At 70.7% G+C, this 15413-nt stretch carries 21 protein-coding genes; 9 read left to right on the top strand and 12 right to left on the bottom strand.

Annotated elements, in window-relative coordinates; genetic code table 11:
- Position 1: 1 nt before the first annotated feature.
- The 6 genes from J3476_RS22490 to J3476_RS22465 are packed head-to-tail and all read right to left on the bottom strand — an operon-like array spanning position 2 to position 5677.
- A complete protein-coding gene (locus tag J3476_RS22490; RefSeq protein ID WP_207068562.1) occupies positions 2–799 on the bottom strand; it encodes an ABC transporter permease in 798 nt (265 codons plus the stop codon).
- 9 nt (positions 800–808) lie between these two features.
- Positions 809–1663 carry a 2-aminoethylphosphonate ABC transporter permease subunit gene (locus J3476_RS22485; protein WP_207068561.1) on the bottom strand — a complete coding sequence of 285 codons (855 nt, stop codon included), beginning with the start codon at positions 1661–1663 and terminating at the stop codon, positions 809–811.
- On the bottom strand, positions 1660–2829 hold the full coding sequence (locus J3476_RS22480) for an ABC transporter ATP-binding protein (protein WP_207068560.1): 1170 nt from the start codon (positions 2827–2829) through the stop codon (positions 1660–1662). Before J3476_RS22480 ends, J3476_RS22485 begins: the two co-directional genes overlap by 4 nt.
- A 1-nt stretch (position 2830) precedes the next feature.
- Positions 2831–3871 (bottom strand): 2-aminoethylphosphonate ABC transporter substrate-binding protein, encoded by a 1041-nt coding sequence (locus J3476_RS22475; protein WP_207068559.1) that lies wholly within the window; start codon positions 3869–3871, stop codon positions 2831–2833.
- Between the two features lie 3 nt (positions 3872–3874).
- On the bottom strand, positions 3875–4558 hold the full coding sequence (locus J3476_RS22470; RefSeq protein WP_207068558.1) for a phosphonatase-like hydrolase: 684 nt from the start codon (positions 4556–4558) through the stop codon (positions 3875–3877).
- A 3-nt stretch (positions 4559–4561) separates the two neighbouring features.
- Positions 4562–5677 carry a TIGR03364 family FAD-dependent oxidoreductase gene (locus J3476_RS22465; protein ID WP_207068557.1) on the bottom strand — a complete coding sequence of 372 codons (1116 nt, stop codon included), beginning with the start codon at positions 5675–5677 and terminating at the stop codon, positions 4562–4564.
- A gap of 110 nt (positions 5678–5787) precedes the next feature.
- On the opposite strand from J3476_RS22465, the gene J3476_RS22460 reads away from it, so the two are divergent.
- From J3476_RS22460 to J3476_RS22445, 4 genes are read left to right on the top strand one after another with little or no spacing between them, the layout of a single operon-like run.
- Positions 5788–6315 carry an HD family phosphohydrolase gene (locus J3476_RS22460; RefSeq protein WP_286183548.1) on the top strand — a complete coding sequence of 176 codons (528 nt, stop codon included), beginning with the start codon at positions 5788–5790 and terminating at the stop codon, positions 6313–6315.
- Positions 6312–7010 (top strand): GntR family transcriptional regulator, encoded by a 699-nt coding sequence (locus J3476_RS22455; protein ID WP_207068555.1) that lies wholly within the window; start codon positions 6312–6314, stop codon positions 7008–7010. The genes J3476_RS22460 and J3476_RS22455 overlap by 4 nt, the downstream gene beginning before the upstream one ends.
- Before the next feature lie 52 nt (positions 7011–7062).
- A complete protein-coding gene (locus J3476_RS22450; protein ID WP_207068554.1) occupies positions 7063–7674 on the top strand; it encodes a hypothetical protein in 612 nt (203 codons plus the stop codon).
- Positions 7675–7687: 13 nt separating this feature from the next.
- Positions 7688–8557: an NmrA family NAD(P)-binding protein gene (locus J3476_RS22445; protein WP_207068553.1), complete on the top strand. Its 870-nt coding sequence runs from the start codon at positions 7688–7690 to the stop codon at positions 8555–8557.
- Between the two features lie 62 nt (positions 8558–8619).
- Here J3476_RS22445 and J3476_RS22440 read toward each other — a convergent pair whose 3' ends face one another.
- A complete protein-coding gene (locus J3476_RS22440) occupies positions 8620–8832 on the bottom strand; it encodes a DUF3072 domain-containing protein (RefSeq protein WP_207068575.1) in 213 nt (70 codons plus the stop codon).
- A gap of 83 nt (positions 8833–8915) precedes the next feature.
- On the opposite strand from J3476_RS22440, the gene J3476_RS22435 reads away from it, so the two are divergent.
- Together J3476_RS22435 and J3476_RS22430 are read left to right on the top strand one after the other, a co-directional pair.
- Positions 8916–9413, top strand: coding sequence for a pyridoxamine 5'-phosphate oxidase family protein (locus tag J3476_RS22435; protein ID WP_207068552.1), 498 nt, complete (start codon positions 8916–8918; stop codon positions 9411–9413).
- A 54-nt stretch (positions 9414–9467) separates the two neighbouring features.
- Complete coding sequence (locus J3476_RS22430) at positions 9468–9713, top strand: hypothetical protein (protein WP_207068551.1); 246 nt, start codon at positions 9468–9470, stop codon at positions 9711–9713.
- Between the two features lie 15 nt (positions 9714–9728).
- On the opposite strand, the gene J3476_RS22425 is transcribed toward J3476_RS22430, so the two are convergent.
- The 5 genes from J3476_RS22425 to J3476_RS22405 all read right to left on the bottom strand — a co-directional run bounded on the left by J3476_RS22425 (position 9729) and on the right by J3476_RS22405 (position 12743).
- Positions 9729–10064 carry a GNAT family N-acetyltransferase gene (locus tag J3476_RS22425; protein ID WP_207068550.1) on the bottom strand — a complete coding sequence of 112 codons (336 nt, stop codon included), beginning with the start codon at positions 10062–10064 and terminating at the stop codon, positions 9729–9731.
- 9 nt (positions 10065–10073) lie between these two features.
- The gene (locus J3476_RS22420; RefSeq protein WP_163672477.1) at positions 10074–10382 is read right to left on the bottom strand and encodes a GNAT family N-acetyltransferase; all 309 of its coding nucleotides are present in this window, start codon (positions 10380–10382) and stop codon (positions 10074–10076) included.
- 7 nt (positions 10383–10389) lie between these two features.
- On the bottom strand, positions 10390–11388 hold the full coding sequence (locus J3476_RS22415; protein WP_207068549.1) for a pirin family protein: 999 nt from the start codon (positions 11386–11388) through the stop codon (positions 10390–10392).
- A complete protein-coding gene (locus J3476_RS22410; RefSeq protein WP_207068548.1) occupies positions 11385–11825 on the bottom strand; it encodes an EVE domain-containing protein in 441 nt (146 codons plus the stop codon). Before J3476_RS22410 ends, J3476_RS22415 begins: the two co-directional genes overlap by 4 nt.
- 66 nt (positions 11826–11891) lie before the next feature.
- Positions 11892–12743 (bottom strand): alpha/beta fold hydrolase, encoded by an 852-nt coding sequence (locus J3476_RS22405; RefSeq protein ID WP_207068547.1) that lies wholly within the window; start codon positions 12741–12743, stop codon positions 11892–11894.
- A 60-nt stretch (positions 12744–12803) separates the two neighbouring features.
- Between J3476_RS22405 and J3476_RS22400 the strand changes: the two genes are divergently transcribed.
- The 3 genes from J3476_RS22400 to J3476_RS22390 all read left to right on the top strand — a co-directional run bounded on the left by J3476_RS22400 (position 12804) and on the right by J3476_RS22390 (position 15329).
- Positions 12804–13421 (top strand): TetR/AcrR family transcriptional regulator, encoded by a 618-nt coding sequence (locus J3476_RS22400; protein WP_207068546.1) that lies wholly within the window; start codon positions 12804–12806, stop codon positions 13419–13421.
- Between the two features lie 95 nt (positions 13422–13516).
- Entirely contained in the window at positions 13517–13786 is a 270-nt protein-coding gene (locus J3476_RS22395; RefSeq protein WP_207068545.1) for a DivIVA domain-containing protein, read from the top strand.
- Positions 13779–15329, top strand: coding sequence for an acyl-CoA carboxylase subunit beta (locus J3476_RS22390; protein ID WP_207068544.1), 1551 nt, complete (start codon positions 13779–13781; stop codon positions 15327–15329). Before J3476_RS22395 ends, J3476_RS22390 begins: the two co-directional genes overlap by 8 nt.
- Positions 15330–15413 lie beyond the last annotated feature (84 nt).

The raw sequence follows: 15413 nt of genomic DNA, 5'->3' as shown, positions 1-15413 counted from the left end.
GTCACCGCAGCGCGGCGCGCCCCCGGATGCGGCCGAGCACGATCAGGGCCAGCAGCGTGACCGCGAGCAGCAGTGTGGTGCTCGCGGCGGCCTGGAACACCTGACCGCGGTCGGTGAGACCGAAGATGGTCACCGGCAACGTCTTCCAGGTCGCGGGGTAGACCATCACCGTCGCGCCGAGCTCACCCATGGACAGCGCCACCGCCAGCCCGGCCGCCGCCCCGAGCGCGGGCAGCAGCAGCGGCAGCGTGATCCGCATCAGCACCCGCACCGGGCCGGCGCCCAGTGACTCGGCGGCCTGCCGGTAGGCCGGGTCGAGGCGGTCGAGTGCAGCAGAGACTGCGCTGAAGGCGAACGCCAGCACCAGCACGGTGTGGGCCAGGATGACGATCCAGCGGGTGCCGCCCAGCAGCAGCGGCCGGGAGTTGAACGCGATCAGCAGCCCCAGCCCGATCGCCACCGACGGCACCGCGATGGGCAGGTGTAAAACCGCATCGGTGATGCGGCGCAACCAATCCGGTGCTTCGCGGGCCGCGAGCGCCGCCCAGGTCCCGACGACCAGCGCGATGCCGCCGGCCAGGAATGCGGTCTGCAGGCTCACCGACAGGCTCGCCAGATCTTCACCGGACAGGGCGGTGCCGAACCGCGCCAATCCCAGGTTCGACGGCAGCGGACCGGTCCAGGAACCGGCCAGCCCGGCCAGCACCACGGTGCCCAGCGGCAGCACGAACACCACGGCGACGACGAGCGCGAACACCGTGAGCACCGCAGCGCGGCTGCGCGGACTCCACAGCAACATCGACGACTCCTATCTCGCCGTCAGCCGGGCGAAGATCACCCGGTAGAGGCCGTAGAGCAGCAACGAGAGCACCACCTGCACGGTTGCGATCACCGCGGCGCCGGGCAGGTCGAAGGTGACGATGCCGCGGGTGTAGATCAGTACCGGCAGCGTGATCACCCCTTTGGCGCCGGTGAACAGCACGATGCCGAACTCGTTGAGCGTCAACAACAGCACCAGGCTGCCGCCGGCGGCCAGGGCGGGCCACGCCTCGGGCATGATGACGCTGCGCAGCACCGTCAGCGGCGACGCGCCGAGGCTGGCCGCGACGTCGAGCTGGGCCCGGGGGATCAACGCGAACGCCGCGAGCAGGGGGCGCACCACGAACGGGGTGAAGAACGTGATCTCGGCGGTGATGACGCCGGCCGGGGTGTACAGAAAATCCAGGAGGGGAGAGGACGATCCGGTGAGGGCCGAGATCGCCGCGTTGACCGCCCCGGCGCTGCCGTAGAGGAACGTGAACGCCAGGGTGATCAGGAACGACGGCAGCGCCAGCACGGTGTCGATCAGGCGACCCACCAACGCCGAACCGGGGAACGGCACGAACGCCAGCACGATCGCCAGGAAGGTTCCGAGCACCAGGCACCCGGCGGTCGACGTCGCCGCAATCGCCACGGTGCGCCACAACGCGTCGCGGAATACCTGGGAGCCGAGTACCTCGCCCCACGAGTTGCCGGTCGAGGACTCCCAGAACACCCGCAGCAGCGGGTAGAGCACCACCAGCAGCACCAGCGCCAGCGGCGGCAGCACCCACAGCCATGCGGTCGACCGGGGCGGGGCCGGGTCGGGCGGTGCCGTCAGATCGCGGTCGAGAACCGTTGTCACGGCGCGCTTCCCGTGGAGACCAGCACGCCGGCCGGTTCGGGTAGGCGCAGCCCGACGACGCTGCCCACCTCGAAGGGGGTGTGGCCGGGCACGTCGACGTCGACGAGCACATCGGGCAGTGACTGCACCGACAGCACCAGCCGGGTCACCGCGCCGCGCCACACCGCTGCGTTGACCGTGGCGGTGAACGCGTCCTTCTCGCGGGTGGAGACGATCTGCAAGGCGTGCGGACGCACGCACAGCAGCGCCGCCGATCCGGGGCCCCAGTCGTCGTGGCCGAACGCCGGCGCCGGGGCCTCGGCGTTGACGGTGCGCGAGCCGACGGTGACCAGCGCCGAGCCGCCGATCACCCGTCCCACGGTGCACGGCAACAGGTTCGCGCCGCCGAGGAAGGCCGCGCTGAAGCTCGTGGGCGGGCGCTTCCACAGGTTCTCGGCGGTGTCGACATCCATCAGCCGCGCGTCGTTCATCACCACGATCCGGTCCGCCAGCGCCAGCGCTTCGGCCTGGTCGTGGGTGACGTAGAGCATCGCGGTGTCGGGCAGGGCCTCTTTGAGCAGTTGCAGCTCGGCCAGCATCGACTGGCGCAGCGCCGCGTCGAGCGCGGCGAGCGGCTCGTCGAGGAGCAGCACCGCCGGCCTGATGGCCAGGGCCCGGGCGATCGCGACGCGCTGCTGCTGGCCGCCGGACAGCTCGCGGGGCAGCCGCTTCAGGTACCCGGACATGCCCACCATGTCGAGGACTTCGGCGACCCGCGAGGCGATCTCGTGCCGCGGTGTCCGCTGCGCCCGCAACCCGAACGCGACGTTGTCGGCGACCGTCATATGCGGAAACAGTGCGTAGGACTGCAGCACGACGCCGATACCGCGCCGAGCCGGCGGCAGGTCGGTGACGTCGCGCCCGGCCAGCCGGACCCGCCCGGAGGTGGGGCGGACGAACCCGGCCAGCGCGTTGAGCGCGGTGGACTTGCCGGACCCGCTGGGCCCGAGCAGCGCCACCGTCTCGCCGGCGGCGACCCGCAGGTTGAAGTCGATCAGCGCGTGGGTCTGCTTGCGGCCGCGGCCGTAGGAGACGCCGACCCGGTCGAACAGGATTGCGGCACTTCCGGGTTCGACGAGCGCTGAGCGCTGACGCAGGCCGGCCTGGCTGACGCGGGTGTCGGCCATCTCAGCTGCCGGTGGCCTGCTGGTAGGCGGCCAGGTCGGCGTCCAGGTCGGCGAGCACCGCATTCCAGTCCGGCACCCAGACGTCCACACCGTCGAGGACTGCTGCCGGGGTGTTGGGTTCGGCGGCACCGTCGGACTTCAGCGACTCCAGCACCGGCATCCCCAGCGCCTCGGGTTCGACCGTCTTCTGGGTGTCCTCGGAGATCAGGAACGCCAGCAGCTGCTTGGCCTCCTCGGCGTGCGGTGCGCCGGCGGTGACCCCGGCGACGTAGGGCAGTGAGACGCTGGTGCGGGTGCCGTCGGCCTCGGCGGGGATGAAGATGGTGAAGGTGGAGCCGTCGTCCTTGATCGAGGCGAGGTTCATCTGCACGTCGCCGTTGGCGACAAGCAGCTCCCCGTTGCTGACCTTGGGCTGCAGCTTGCCGGTCGACGAGGAGGGCCCGACGTTGTTGGCCTGCAGCGCTTTCAGGTACTCCATGGCGCCCTCTTTGCCGCGCAGGTGCTGCAGCAGCACCAGCACCGCGGTCCCGTCGCCGGCCTGACCGGGGGTGGAGTACTGCAGCTTGCCCTTGAACTCGGGCTTGAGCAGGTCGTCCCACGTCACCGGCGGGGGGTTGGCGCCCGGGTTGGCGATGAAGCTCAGCGCGTTGTCGACGATCGGCACGAACGTCGCATCCGGGCCCACCTGGTCGCTCTCGATGCCGCTGGTGTCGGCGCCGCTGGGTTGCAGCAACTCGAGTTGCGCGGCCTTCTGGATGAACGGCGGCAGCGTCACCAGCAGGTCGGCCTGCGGGTTGGACTGCTCCTTCTCCACCCGCGACACCACCTCTCCGGAGCCGGCTTCGACCAGGTTGACGTTGATCCCGGTTTCGTCGGTGAACCGCCGGAACGTGCTCTCGTACCAGGTGGCCAGGCCGTCGGCGCTGTACACCGTCAGCGTGGTGCCGTCACCCGAACCGGAGGTCCCGGTGCCGCCGCAGGCGGCGGTGAGGGTGGCCAGGGCCGCGACCGAGACGGTCGCGAGGGCGGTGCGCAGTTTCATTGTTCAGCCTTTCAGGAGGAGGTCGGCGAAGTCGGTGACGGAGGAGACGACGTGGGTGGCGCCGGCCGCCACGAGCTGACGCTCGTCGTGGGCGCCGGTGAGAGTGCCTGCGGCGATGGAGCACCCGGCCCGCAGCGCGCTCTCCACGTCATTGGCGGTGTCGCCGAGCGCGGCGACGGCGTGCACGCTGTCGGCGCCGAGGCGCAGCAGCGCGGTGAGGATCAGGTCCGGGTAGGGGCGCCCGCGCACCCCGGGCCCGGGGGCCAGGACCAGGTCGGCGAGGTCGTGCCAACCCAGTGCCGCGATGAGCTTGGCCTGGGTGTCGGGGGAGAAGCCGGTGGTCAGCGCGACGCGGATGCCGCCGTCGCGCAGGCGTGAGAGCGATTCGGCGGCGCCGGGTATCGGGACCGCGCGGCCGGCGCCGATGAGCGCGGCGTAGGCCTCTTCGAATGCGGCGTTGGCGCGTTGGGCGCGGGCCTCGTCGTCGAACAGCGCGCGGAAGACCGTGATCTTGGATTGGCCCATCGTGTCGAGCACGTACTGGCGGGCCCGCTGGCGGTCGGGCCCTTCGTCCGGCAACCCGGCCGCGGTGGCCGCGGCCTCGAATGCCTCGACCACCAGGCCGTCGTCGGCGACGGTGGTGCCGGCCATGTCGATGACGGCGAGCTGAATGGTGTTGTGGTGCATCAGTTACAGTCCGATCTCGTCTGCGGTGTGTTCCCCGATGACCGGCCCCAGGGTCATGCCGCGCCCGCCGGGGCCGGTCACCACCCACACGCTGTCGCTCACCTCGGCGCGGTAGACCAGGCGGCCGGGGTCCACGCACTGGCTGTACACGCCGGCCCACCGTTGCCGGATGGGCGGCAGGGGGCGGCCGAGCAGCTCCTCGACGACGCCGGCGAGGTAGGTGTAGGGCGCCTCGGCGACGTCGAACGCGAACGGTTCGCGGTACTCGTGGGTGTCGCCGATGGTCAGCCCGCCGTGCCGGCGCTGCACGCACAGCAGCTGCATGCAGTGCTCGGCGGCGATCGGGTCCTGGTGTTCGCTGCGCCGCAACTCTTCCAGTGCGTTGCCCGCGTAGGCCGGGTAGTAGCGCAGGCTGTCGCCGTCGGCGATCGCCGTGGTCAGTGGCTCGTCGAGCGGCGCGGTCTGCATCATCTGCAGCCGGACCCGGCGCACCGGCAGCGGACCGGCGAGTTCGGCGACCAGACCGCCGTGGGCGGCGCCGGCGCAGACGATCACCACGTCGCCGTCGTGACTGTCGCCGCGGTCGTCGACGACGCGGGTGCCGGTGACGGTGCGCGCCTCGGCGCCGGGGACGAACGTGTAGCGTCCGCTGGTCTGCAGTGCCGCCCGGATCGCGGGTAGCGCCTGGCGGGACTCGACCGCACCGTCGCGCGAACAGTGCAGCGCGGCAAGGAATTTGCCGCGCAGCGCCGGGTTGATTCGCCGCGCCTCGCCCGGTTCGAGCAGCCGGAATCCGCGGCGGCCGGTGTCGGCGCGGGTGCAGACCTCCTCGGCGACCGCCACCTCGGCGGGGGTGCGCAGCAGCGTCAGCGACCCGCAGGGACGGAACCCGATCCCGGGCACCTCGGCGCCGAGTTCCTCCCACAGCGTGCGCGAGCGCAGGCTGGCGTCGAGTTCTCCCGACGAGCGCCCGGACACCCAGACCAGCCCGAAGTTGCGCACGGTCGCTCCGCGCGCCTCGACCTCGCGGTCGAGCTGGGCGACCTCGTGGCCGCGGCGCACCGCCTGCCAGGCGTGGGCGGTGCCGAGGATTCCGCCGCCGATGATGGTGACCCGCATGGGGGTTGAGACAACCGGGCGTGAGCGTCGGCACCGCAATGGTGCGATGTGGCGCCGCGGAACACCCGGTGAACTATTGGTATAGACCAATCAGGGGTATGGTTGGCGCCATGCCGACCAGAGCCGAATACGTGCGGGCCGAGACCGCGGCCCTGCTGGACTCGCTGCGCGGGGTGTGGGACGAGACCGCCGTCGACGAATGGGACCATGCGCTGCAGGCCGCGGCGTGCGCCATCGCCGACGGCGCCGACGACGAGCTGATTCTGGCCGCGGCGCTGCACGACGTCGGGCACAGCCCGCTGCTGGGCGGCCCCGGCGTCGACGACCACTCCGGGATCGCCCGCGACTGGATCACCGCCCGGTTCGGCGCACGGGCCGGCTGGCTGGCCGGCGCGCATGTCGCCGCCAAACGCCACCTCGCCGCCGTCGACCCCGGCTACGCCGCGGCGCTGAGCACCACCTCGGTGGCGTCGCTGGCCGCGCAGGGCGGCGCCGCGGCGGATCCCGATTTCGCCGGGCATCCCTGGCATTCGGACGCGTTGCGGCTGCGCCGCTACGACGACGCCGCCAAGGACCCCGCGGCACCGGGGGTGCCGGTGCAGGTCGTGCTCGACCTGGCGCAGCGCCTGGCCCGATGAGCCTGCCGAAGCCGTATCTGGTGCGCACCGGGCTCGACGAGATTCTCGACGGCCTGCGCGAAGGTGACCCGTTCCCGCCCGAGCGGGAACTGGCCGCCCGGTTCCAGGTGGCCCGCGAGACAGTGCGTCAGGCGGTGCACGAGCTGCTGGTGGAGGGCCGCATCGAACGGCGTGGTCGCGGAACGGTCGTTTCCCGCCCGAAGTTGGTGCAGCCGTTGTCGCTGCAGTCCTACACCGAGGGCGCCCAGCGGATGGGCCGGTCGCCGGGCCGGTTGCTGGTGACGTGGGAAGACGTCACCGTTGAGCCGGAAACGACTGCCGCGCTCGATGTTTCGCCGCGGGATCGGGTGATGCACCTGGAGCGGGTGCTGCTGGCCGACGGCGCACGGATCGGGTTGGAGAGTACGTATCTGCCGCGGCACCGGTTCGCCGACCTGGCCGACGACTTCGACCCGACGACGTCGTTGTACGCGGCGCTGCGCGCCCGCGGGGTGGTGTTCGGTCAGGCCACCGAACGCATCGAGACGGTGCTGCCGTCGCCGCGGGAGGCGGCTCTGCTCGAATCCACCACCGCGATGCCGATGCTGCTGCTCAACCGCCGCTCCGTGGACACCGCCGGGTCGCCGATCGAGGTGGTGCGCGCGCTCTACCGCGGTGATCGGGTGGCCTTCGAGGCGACGCTGACCGACCGGTGACGGCGCGCCGCGCGGGTGTCGTACGTCGGTGCTCGCGGGTATGAACGAAAGCATGCGTATCGCAGAGGGAGTCACCCTGGACAGCGGGCTGCAGGCGGTGCAGGCGACCGCCGGGGCCCTGTTCGCCCAGACCGGGGACCTGTTCGCCGCTGGAGACACATTCGCCGCGACGTTGACCATCGATGGCCGCGCCGACGTGCCGGGTTCGGCGACGCTGCTGCAACCGGGCAGCTCCCACGACGCCGTCGTGCAGGTCGGCCCTGACACCCCGGAACGGGCCGCGCGCGGCCTGTGCATCAAGATTCCGGACGCCTACGGGCCGGGAAAAGACCAGGACTTCCTGCTGGCGTCGTCGGGGGACGGTGCGCCACTGCATCATGCGGTGCTGCCGGCCGATCCGGTCGCCCCGCTGTACTCCTCGCTGTGGCTCTACCTGGTCGGGTTCACGCCGCTGCTGTTCGGGGTCCGCCCGCGCACCACCGGCCCGGATGCCCGCTTCGGAACCGGCGACCGGCTCAGTTTCCAGGTCAGCGCGCCGGTCGGCCAGTTCCGGCCCGTGGGTGAGCTGACGCTGGGCCCGCCCCGCGAGGGGCCGGTGCGGTTCTCGGCCCGGCACAGCGGCGGCGGCGGCATCCGAGCGCTGCCGCCGGTGTCGTTCTACTGAGCGCGGACGCGCCATGCTGGTGGTCACCGGACCTTCCGGGAACGTCGGCGCCGAGCTGGTGCGGCTGCTAGCCCGCAGCGACTCCGCTCGTCCGTGGCGGGTCGCCAGCCGGAACCCGGTACAGGCGGACGGGGCCGAGGCGGTGCACTTCGACTTCTTCAACCGTGGCACCTGGGCGGCGGCTCTCGATGGGGTGCAGTCGCTGTTTCTGCTGTTCCCGCTGCCGGGCAACAAGGCCGCCCGGTCGGCGCTGGTGCCGTTCGTGCAGGCCGCGCAGCAGGCGGGCTGTCGGCACGTGGTGTACGTGTCGGTGTTCGGTGCGGACCGGGCCCGCTTCATCCCGCATCACACGGTCGAGAAGGCGCTGCGTGACAGCCGAATGACGTGGACCGTACTGCGGTGCGGGTTCTTCATGCAGAACTTGCACCGCGCCATCTCCACTCACGGAATCGACATCACCGACCACCATGAGCTGTTCATCCCGGCCGGCCGCGGCGCCACCGCGTTCCTGGACGCCCGCGACGCCGCGGCGGTCGTTGCCGCCGTCCTCGACGACCCGGACCGGCACCGCAATGTCGTGCACCACCTCAGCGGCCCCCGCCGGTGGCGGATGGCCGAGGTGGCCGACGAACTCAGCGCCGTGCTGGGGTATCGGGTCCGTTACACCGACCCCAACCTGATCGCGTTCGCGCGCCGGCTACGTGCCCGCGGTGTCGGGTGGGACACCGTCGGGTTCATGGCCGCGGTCTACACCCTGACCCGATTCGGGGCCAACCAGCAGATCACCGCCGACGTGCAGCGCCTGCTGGGCCGGCCGCCGGGCACGCTGGAACAGTTCCTGCGCGACAGCGCCTGGCGGTTCCGCGATCGGGTGTGGACCTAGGAGTCACTCGCCACGGTCGGATATGGCGGTCACTGTCCGCGATCAGGAGTGGACGCGGCCGGTCACTCGCCGCGCCCGGTCTGCTGCTGCAGGTCGTCGATCATCTCGAAGGCCTGGGCCTTGGTCAGGTCGTCGGACACCTTGGCGCCGGCTTCCTGGGCCAGCGTGTGCAGGTAGCTGCGCTGCGCGCCGGTCATCGGCTCGTCGCCGGTCACCCACTGCGAGGTGTCCTTCGTGGGGTTCTCCTGCGGGGCCTGGGTGATGTCTTCGCTCATGCCCAGCCGAATTCCCATCGCAAGTGTGTTCGAAACACGGGCCTCGGTGACGGGCACGATCGCGGCACTGCCAGTATCGACGGGTGGGCAAGAACGAACGCGCCAAGATCGTCATGACCGACGGCGAGATCGCCGAATTCATCGAACGCAGCCGCACCGCCACGATGGCCACCGTGCTTCCCAGCGGCCGGCCTCACCTGGTGGCCATGTGGTACGCCGTGCTCGACGGCGAGATCTGGTTCGAGACGAAAGCCAAGTCGCAGAAGGCGGTGAATCTGCGGCGCGACCCGACCATCACCGTGATGATCGAGGACGGCCTGTCCTACGACACGCTGCGCGGGGTGTCGATCGACGGGACGGCCGAGATCCACGACGATCCGGAGACGAATCTGCGGGTCGGCATCAGCGTGTGGGAGCGCTACACCGGCCCCTACACCGAGGAGATGCGGCCCTTCGTCGACCAGATGATGAACAACCGCATCTGTGTGCGCGTGGTCCCGTCGCGGCTGCGCAGCTGGGATCACCGTAAGCTGGGCATGGACGGCATGCCGATCTCCGGCAGCACCGCCCAGTACCTCTAGGCCAAAAGGCCGTTTGACCTGCAGTCATGCGCCTGTGCATGTCATGCTGCAAGCATGCCTAAGACGGTGCGAATCCGTGACATCGACGATGAGGTGTATGCGGGTTTGGTGCGCCGAGCCGGCGAAGAAGGAATCAGCGTCCCGGAGCTGCTGCGCCGTGAGGCGGCGCGCATAGTCGCGTGGCCATCGATCGCGGAATGGCTGCGGCGGGCCGGTCGTCGGCCCTCACAGATCACGACCGGTGACGTGGTGCAGACGCTGGACGGGTGGCGCGGTGCGTGGCCCGATGCTGATCGTTGACGAGGACCTGGCCCGCTAACGCTGCGACGCCACCTGCTTGGCCTCGTCGGTCACCGGGTCGGTGATGTCGCCGAACTCGGTGTTCTTGTCGATGAACGCGGCGACCATCGGACACACCGGCACGATCCGCAGTCCGGCGTCGCGGGTGGCTTCCAGCGCCTGACGCACCAGGATGGTGCCCAGACCCCGGCCTTCGAAAGTCTCGTCGACTTCGGTGTGCGGGAAGATGCGCTGGCCGTCGCGGTCGAGGAACTCGGCGAAGCCGGCCTGCTCGCCGTCGACACTGATGGTGAACCTGTCGGACTGCTGGGTGACTTCGGTGAGGGCACCGGTCTTGTCGGTCGTCGTCATGGTCTCTGGCTACCCACTCGAGCGGTCGAGCAGATCAGCGAATTCCGGATTCTTGTCGATGAACTCCGCGACCATCCAGCAGTGCGGCACCACCCGCAACCCGGTGGGACGGGTGGCCTCCAGCGCTGCACGTACCAGGATGGTGGCCAGACCGCGGCCCTGGAACTGCGGGTTGACCTCGGTGTGCGGGAAGAGGCGCCGGCCGTCGCGGTCGATGAAGTCGGCGACGCCGACGATGCGGCCGTCGACCGAGATGGTGAAGCGGTCGCCCTGCTCGCTGACCTGGGTGGGCGCACCGGTCCGGTCGGTGGTGGTCATCTGTTCTCTATACCCCCGGGTTGGCGCGCGATACCCCCGGATTGGACCGCGGACGCAGCCTGCCGTTGGGCAGCGGAGGCGCGGGCAACCGATCCGGCGATCCGCGGTAGCCGTCGACGGCGCCGAACCGGGCGTCGTGGCTCTGCCATTGCTCGCGGTAGGCGGCGATGTCGTCGTGGCTGCGGCCGACGAAGTTCCACCACATGACCAGCTCCTCGCCGAACGGGGTGCCGCCGAGCACCAGGACCCGCGCCGGCGTCGAACCGCGGTTGGCCAGGTGTAGCCGAGGTCGGCCCGGCTCCTGGTAGGCCAGGTCGGCCACCTGTAGCCGCGCTCCGCACGCCTCGACCTCCCCCTGGTCGACGAGCACGCCGTGTTCGAAGCCCGGGTCGACGTCGAGGTCCGCCTGCGCGCCCGCCTCGAGGTCCAGCTGCGCACCGAGCAGCGGAGTGAACGTATGCACCGGGGAGCGCTGCCCGGCGAGCTCGCCGAGGAACACCCGCGCGGTCACCCCGTCGCCCGCGGCGCCGGGATCGGGCGCGTAGTGCGCGAAATCGCGCGCGGTGTCGCGGTCGGCGTGCGGCAGCGCAACCCAGAGCTGCACCCCGTGCAGCACCTCGTCACCCGGCGCGGTCGTCACCGACACCTCGGAGTGGCAGATGCCGGCCCCCGCCGTCATCAGGTTCAGCTCACCCGGACGCACCATGGCGTGCACGCCGGCGGAGTCGCGGTGCTCGACCAGGCCGCTGAACAACCAGCTGACCGTCTGCAGCCCGGTGTGCGGATGGGGCGGCACGTCCATGCCGGAGCCGCCGCGCTGGTCGTGCGGGCCGTAGTGGTCGACGAAACACCACGCCCCGATCAGGGAGCGTTCCCGCTGGGGCAGTGTCCGGCGCACCCGGATGGCGCGCGGCCCACCCAGCGGCACGTCACGGGGATGCAGGACACCGGTGAATGACGATGGGGCACAGTCGACTTCGTCAGGCGCCGTGTCGGTGTTGCTCACGTGTCCACAGTAGCCTCCCCGATGGGTACCAGCATGGCCGATCGCAGCACGTCGAGGTCGTGGTCGTCGATGCGGAACACCCCGAAGCGGAACTTGAAGCCCCAGCGGGACTTGTCCTCGATGAAGTTCAGCCGCTCGAGCAGCGGCCGGATCGGAGCTTCCACGCAGTCGAGGAAGTCGACCTTGCGCCGCCACGGCGTGAAGTCCGGGGACACCTCGGCCTGGTACGGCTCGTCGTCGGTGATCTGTCCGATCGCGGTGAATGCCTGCAGCGGCGGGCCGCCGGGGTAGACCGTGCGCGGTGAGTAGAAGGCAATCCAGTCGCCGCGGGCCATCTTCGCCAGCATGTGCGGCTTGCCGTGGTTGGCCTGGGTGAACCCGCCTTGCACGCCGCGTTCGACATGGTCGCGGCTGACCGTGTTGATCCAGTTCGTCATGGACTCAAGCTAGGACCGGGCACCGACGATCTGCGGCCCTCGCGAGACCGCCTGTGGATAACTTTGTCAGGGGGATGTGCTGGCGGCCGTGATGTCGGAGACGGCCTGTGCCACCGCGGCCGGGTTGTCCAGCGCGACGAACGTCGTCGCGTCGGGCACGGCGACGAGCATCGCCGCGGGGAACGCCTCGGCCAGCCGACGCCCGAGTTCCGGGGTGAAGCACCGGTCGCGTTGACCCCACACCAGCATGACGGGCTTGGTGAACCGGTTCAACCGTGTCCCGACGTCGGTGAGGTCGGTGGCCGCGACCGCGCGCAGCAGCGCAGCAAGATCAAGCCGGATGCGGACGTCGCGGCGCGCCGGCGCCAACCACGAGTCGGTCAGGTGCGGGTCGGGGCGGGTCATCAGCAGGCCATAGCCCAGCGGAGAGTGGCGCAACGGACGCAGCCGCAGCTGCTCGGCCAGCACCTTGATCGAGCGGGGACCGCGCAGCAGCGCGAACACCAGTGTGAACGGAAACGGGGGAAACTGTTCGAACGCATCGCAATTGGTCAGCACCATCCGGCCGATCCGCTCGGGGTGCGCGTCGACGACCAGCTGGCAGATGCCGCCGCCGGTGTCGTTGCCGACCAGCGTCACGTCCTGCAGGCCCAGCTCGGTGATGAAGTCGTGGACCAGGTCTGCCATCCCGGACGGTGACAGCACCGCGGTATCGGTGACCGGGATCGTGTGGGAGCCCAGTGGCAGGTTCGGCAGGAAGCAGCGATAGCCCTGCTCGGCGAGCTGTTGCGCGGCGGCGGTCCACAGTCGGCTGTCGACGAGGATGCCGTGGACGAACACGACCGGCGGGTGGGGCGAGGTGTCCGGCCCGACCACTCGGTAGTCGATCGTGGCCTGGGGGAGCGCGAGCTGCGGCATGGCCGCTATCCTTTCCGGGAAACTTACAAACACTGTGTATGAAAGTTACGTACAGACTGTATGGAAGTCAATGGTCGCCGTAGGACGCAGGCCGAGCGCACCGCCGCCACCCGAGCCGTCCTGATCGACGCGGCACGGGCGCTGTTCGCCGAGCAGGGCTTTGCCAACGTGTCCACCCAGGCCATCGCCGCCGCGGCGGGTGTCACCCGGGGGGCGCTGTATCACCAGTTCGCCGACAAGACAGCGCTGTTCACCGCGGTGTACGAGGACGTCGAGCGCACGGTGGTGGCCGAGGTCGCCGAGCGCATCGCCGCCGCGCAGCCGCCCGACTCCCTGGCCGCCATGCGGTTGGGGGCGCGGCTGTTCCTGGAGGTCTGCTCGGCGCCCGACGTGCAGCAGATCGTGCTGATCGACGCGCCGGCGGCACTGGGCTGGGACACCTGGCGCGCGGTGGGGGCGAAGTACGGACTGGGGGTGATCGAGGCCATGCTCGCCCAGGCCGTTGCGGAGGGCGCGATTCCCGAGCAACCGCTGCGTTCGACCGCGCACGTGCTGCTCGGTGCACTCGACGAGGCGGCGTTGTTCGTCTCGCGCGCCGAGGATCAGGAGCAGGCCCGCGCGGAGATGGACGCGGTGTGCGCGCGGCTCATCGACGGCATCGCCGGGCGACCGGGGTGATCAGTTTCCGGGCATGTACGTCGCTGAGGTGACTCGCCGCCAGTGAGGCGCGAACCCGCGGAGACCGCTCATCGCCGGGGCTAGAGTCAGGCTCCATGGGCGACGGCGTGCTGCGAGCTGAGGATCTGCGCAACATCACCTTCGAGAAGCCGGCGTTCGGCAAACGCGGCTACGACGAGAAGTCCGTCAACGACTTCCTGGCGCTGGCCGCCCGCCGCCTCGACGGGCGCGGGCATCTGTCGGCCGACGACGTGCGGGGCATGCGGTTCAACAAGCCCAAGCTCGGCAAGCGTGGCTACGACCCCGCCCAGGTCGACTCGCTCGTCGACGAGATCGCCACGGCCATCGCGCATCTCGATGGCTGAGCGCGACGATCTGACCGAGCTGCGTCGTCGCCGGGAGCTGACCGAGGACGCCGCCCGCCCAGACGCGGTGACCCGGCGGCACGAGCGCGGCGGGCGCACCGCGCGGGAGAACCTCGCCGACCTCGTCGACCCCGGTTCGTTCGTCGAGTACGGCCGCTTCGCCATCGCCCCGCAGCGGATGCGCCGCGACGTCGAAGACCTCATCGCGCGCACCCCGGCCGACGGGCTGGTCGCCGGCACCGCCCGCGTCAACGGCGACGTGTTCGGCGCTGAAGCCAGCGCCTGCGCGGTGCTGTCCTATGACTACACGGTGCTGGCCGGCACCCAGGGCGCGCTGGGGCACCGCAAGAAGGACCGGTTGTTCGAGCTGATCGAGCGGATGCGGCTGCCCACGGTGTTCTTCGCCGAGGGCGGCGGCGGTCGGCCCGGTGACACCGACTATCCCGTGGTGTCCGCCCTGGACACCCGCGCCTTCGCGCTGTGGGCCAAGCTCTCCGGGGTTGTGCCGCGTATCGCCGTGGTGCACGGCCGCTGCTTCGCCGGCAACGCCGTCATCGCCGGAGCGTCGGATCTGATCGTCGCGACGAAGAATGCGTCGCTGGGCATGGGCGGGCCGGCGATGATCGCCGGCGGCGGGCTCGGCGAGGTGGCGCCCGACGACGTCGGGCCGATGTCGGTGCAGGAACCGAACGGCAACGTCGACGTCGTGGTCGCCGACGAGGCCGAGGCGGTCGCGGTGACCAAGACCCTGCTGGGCTACTTCCAGGGCCGGGTGACCGCGTGGAGCGCGCCGGATCAGACGCCCCTGCGGGACGCGGTACCCGAGCGGGCGCGGCGCGCCTACGACGTCGCGCCGGTTATCGAGACGCTGGCCGACGCGGGGTCGGTGACGTTCCTGCGCCCCCGGTTCGCCCGGGAGATGGTGACCGCGCTGGCGCGTATCGAGGGCCGTGCCGTCGGCATCATCGCCAACGACACCCGCTTCACCGCCGGCGCGATCACCGCGGCCGCCTCGGACAAGGCTGCCCGGCTGCTGCAGTTGTGTGACGCGTTCGGGTTGCCGGTGGTGTCGCTGATCGACTGTCCCGGATACATGGTGGGCCCGGCTGCCGAGGCGGAGTCGCTGGTGCGCCGGGCATCGCGGATGCTGTTGGCCGGGGCGGCATTACGGGTGCCGATGGTGGCGGTGATCCTGCGCCGCGGTTACGGGTTGGGTGCGCAGGCGATGGCCGGCGGCAGCCTGCACGAACCGGTGCTGACGGTGGCGTGGCCGGGGGCGCACCTGGGCCCGATGGGCCTGGAGGGCGCGGTGCGTCTGGGTATGCGCAAGGAACTCGAGGCGATCGCCGACGACGCCGAACGTGAGAAGCGGGTCGCCGCGGCGACCACTACGGCGCAGGACAACGCGAAGGCGCTCAACGCAGCGATGCTCTTCGAGATCGACGACGTGATCGACCCCGCCGAGACCCGCGGCGTCATCGCCGCGACGTTGGCGGCGGCGCGTACCCGAGACCAGCGCGACAGGTTCGTCGACACCTGGTGAGAGAAGTTTGGGGGACGGTGCCGGCTGCGCCTCTCGGCAAGTGGTCGCTCGAAGCGACGGTTCTGAGTTGGGGCCCGGGGCATG

Origin of the sequence: Mycobacterium sp. PO1 (assembly GCF_017312405.1) — a bacterium.
Lineage (GTDB): Bacteria > Actinomycetota > Actinomycetes > Mycobacteriales > Mycobacteriaceae > Mycobacterium.
The sequence above is the reverse complement of the archived record's forward strand: the minus strand, read 5'-3'. Positions and strand labels throughout refer to the sequence as shown.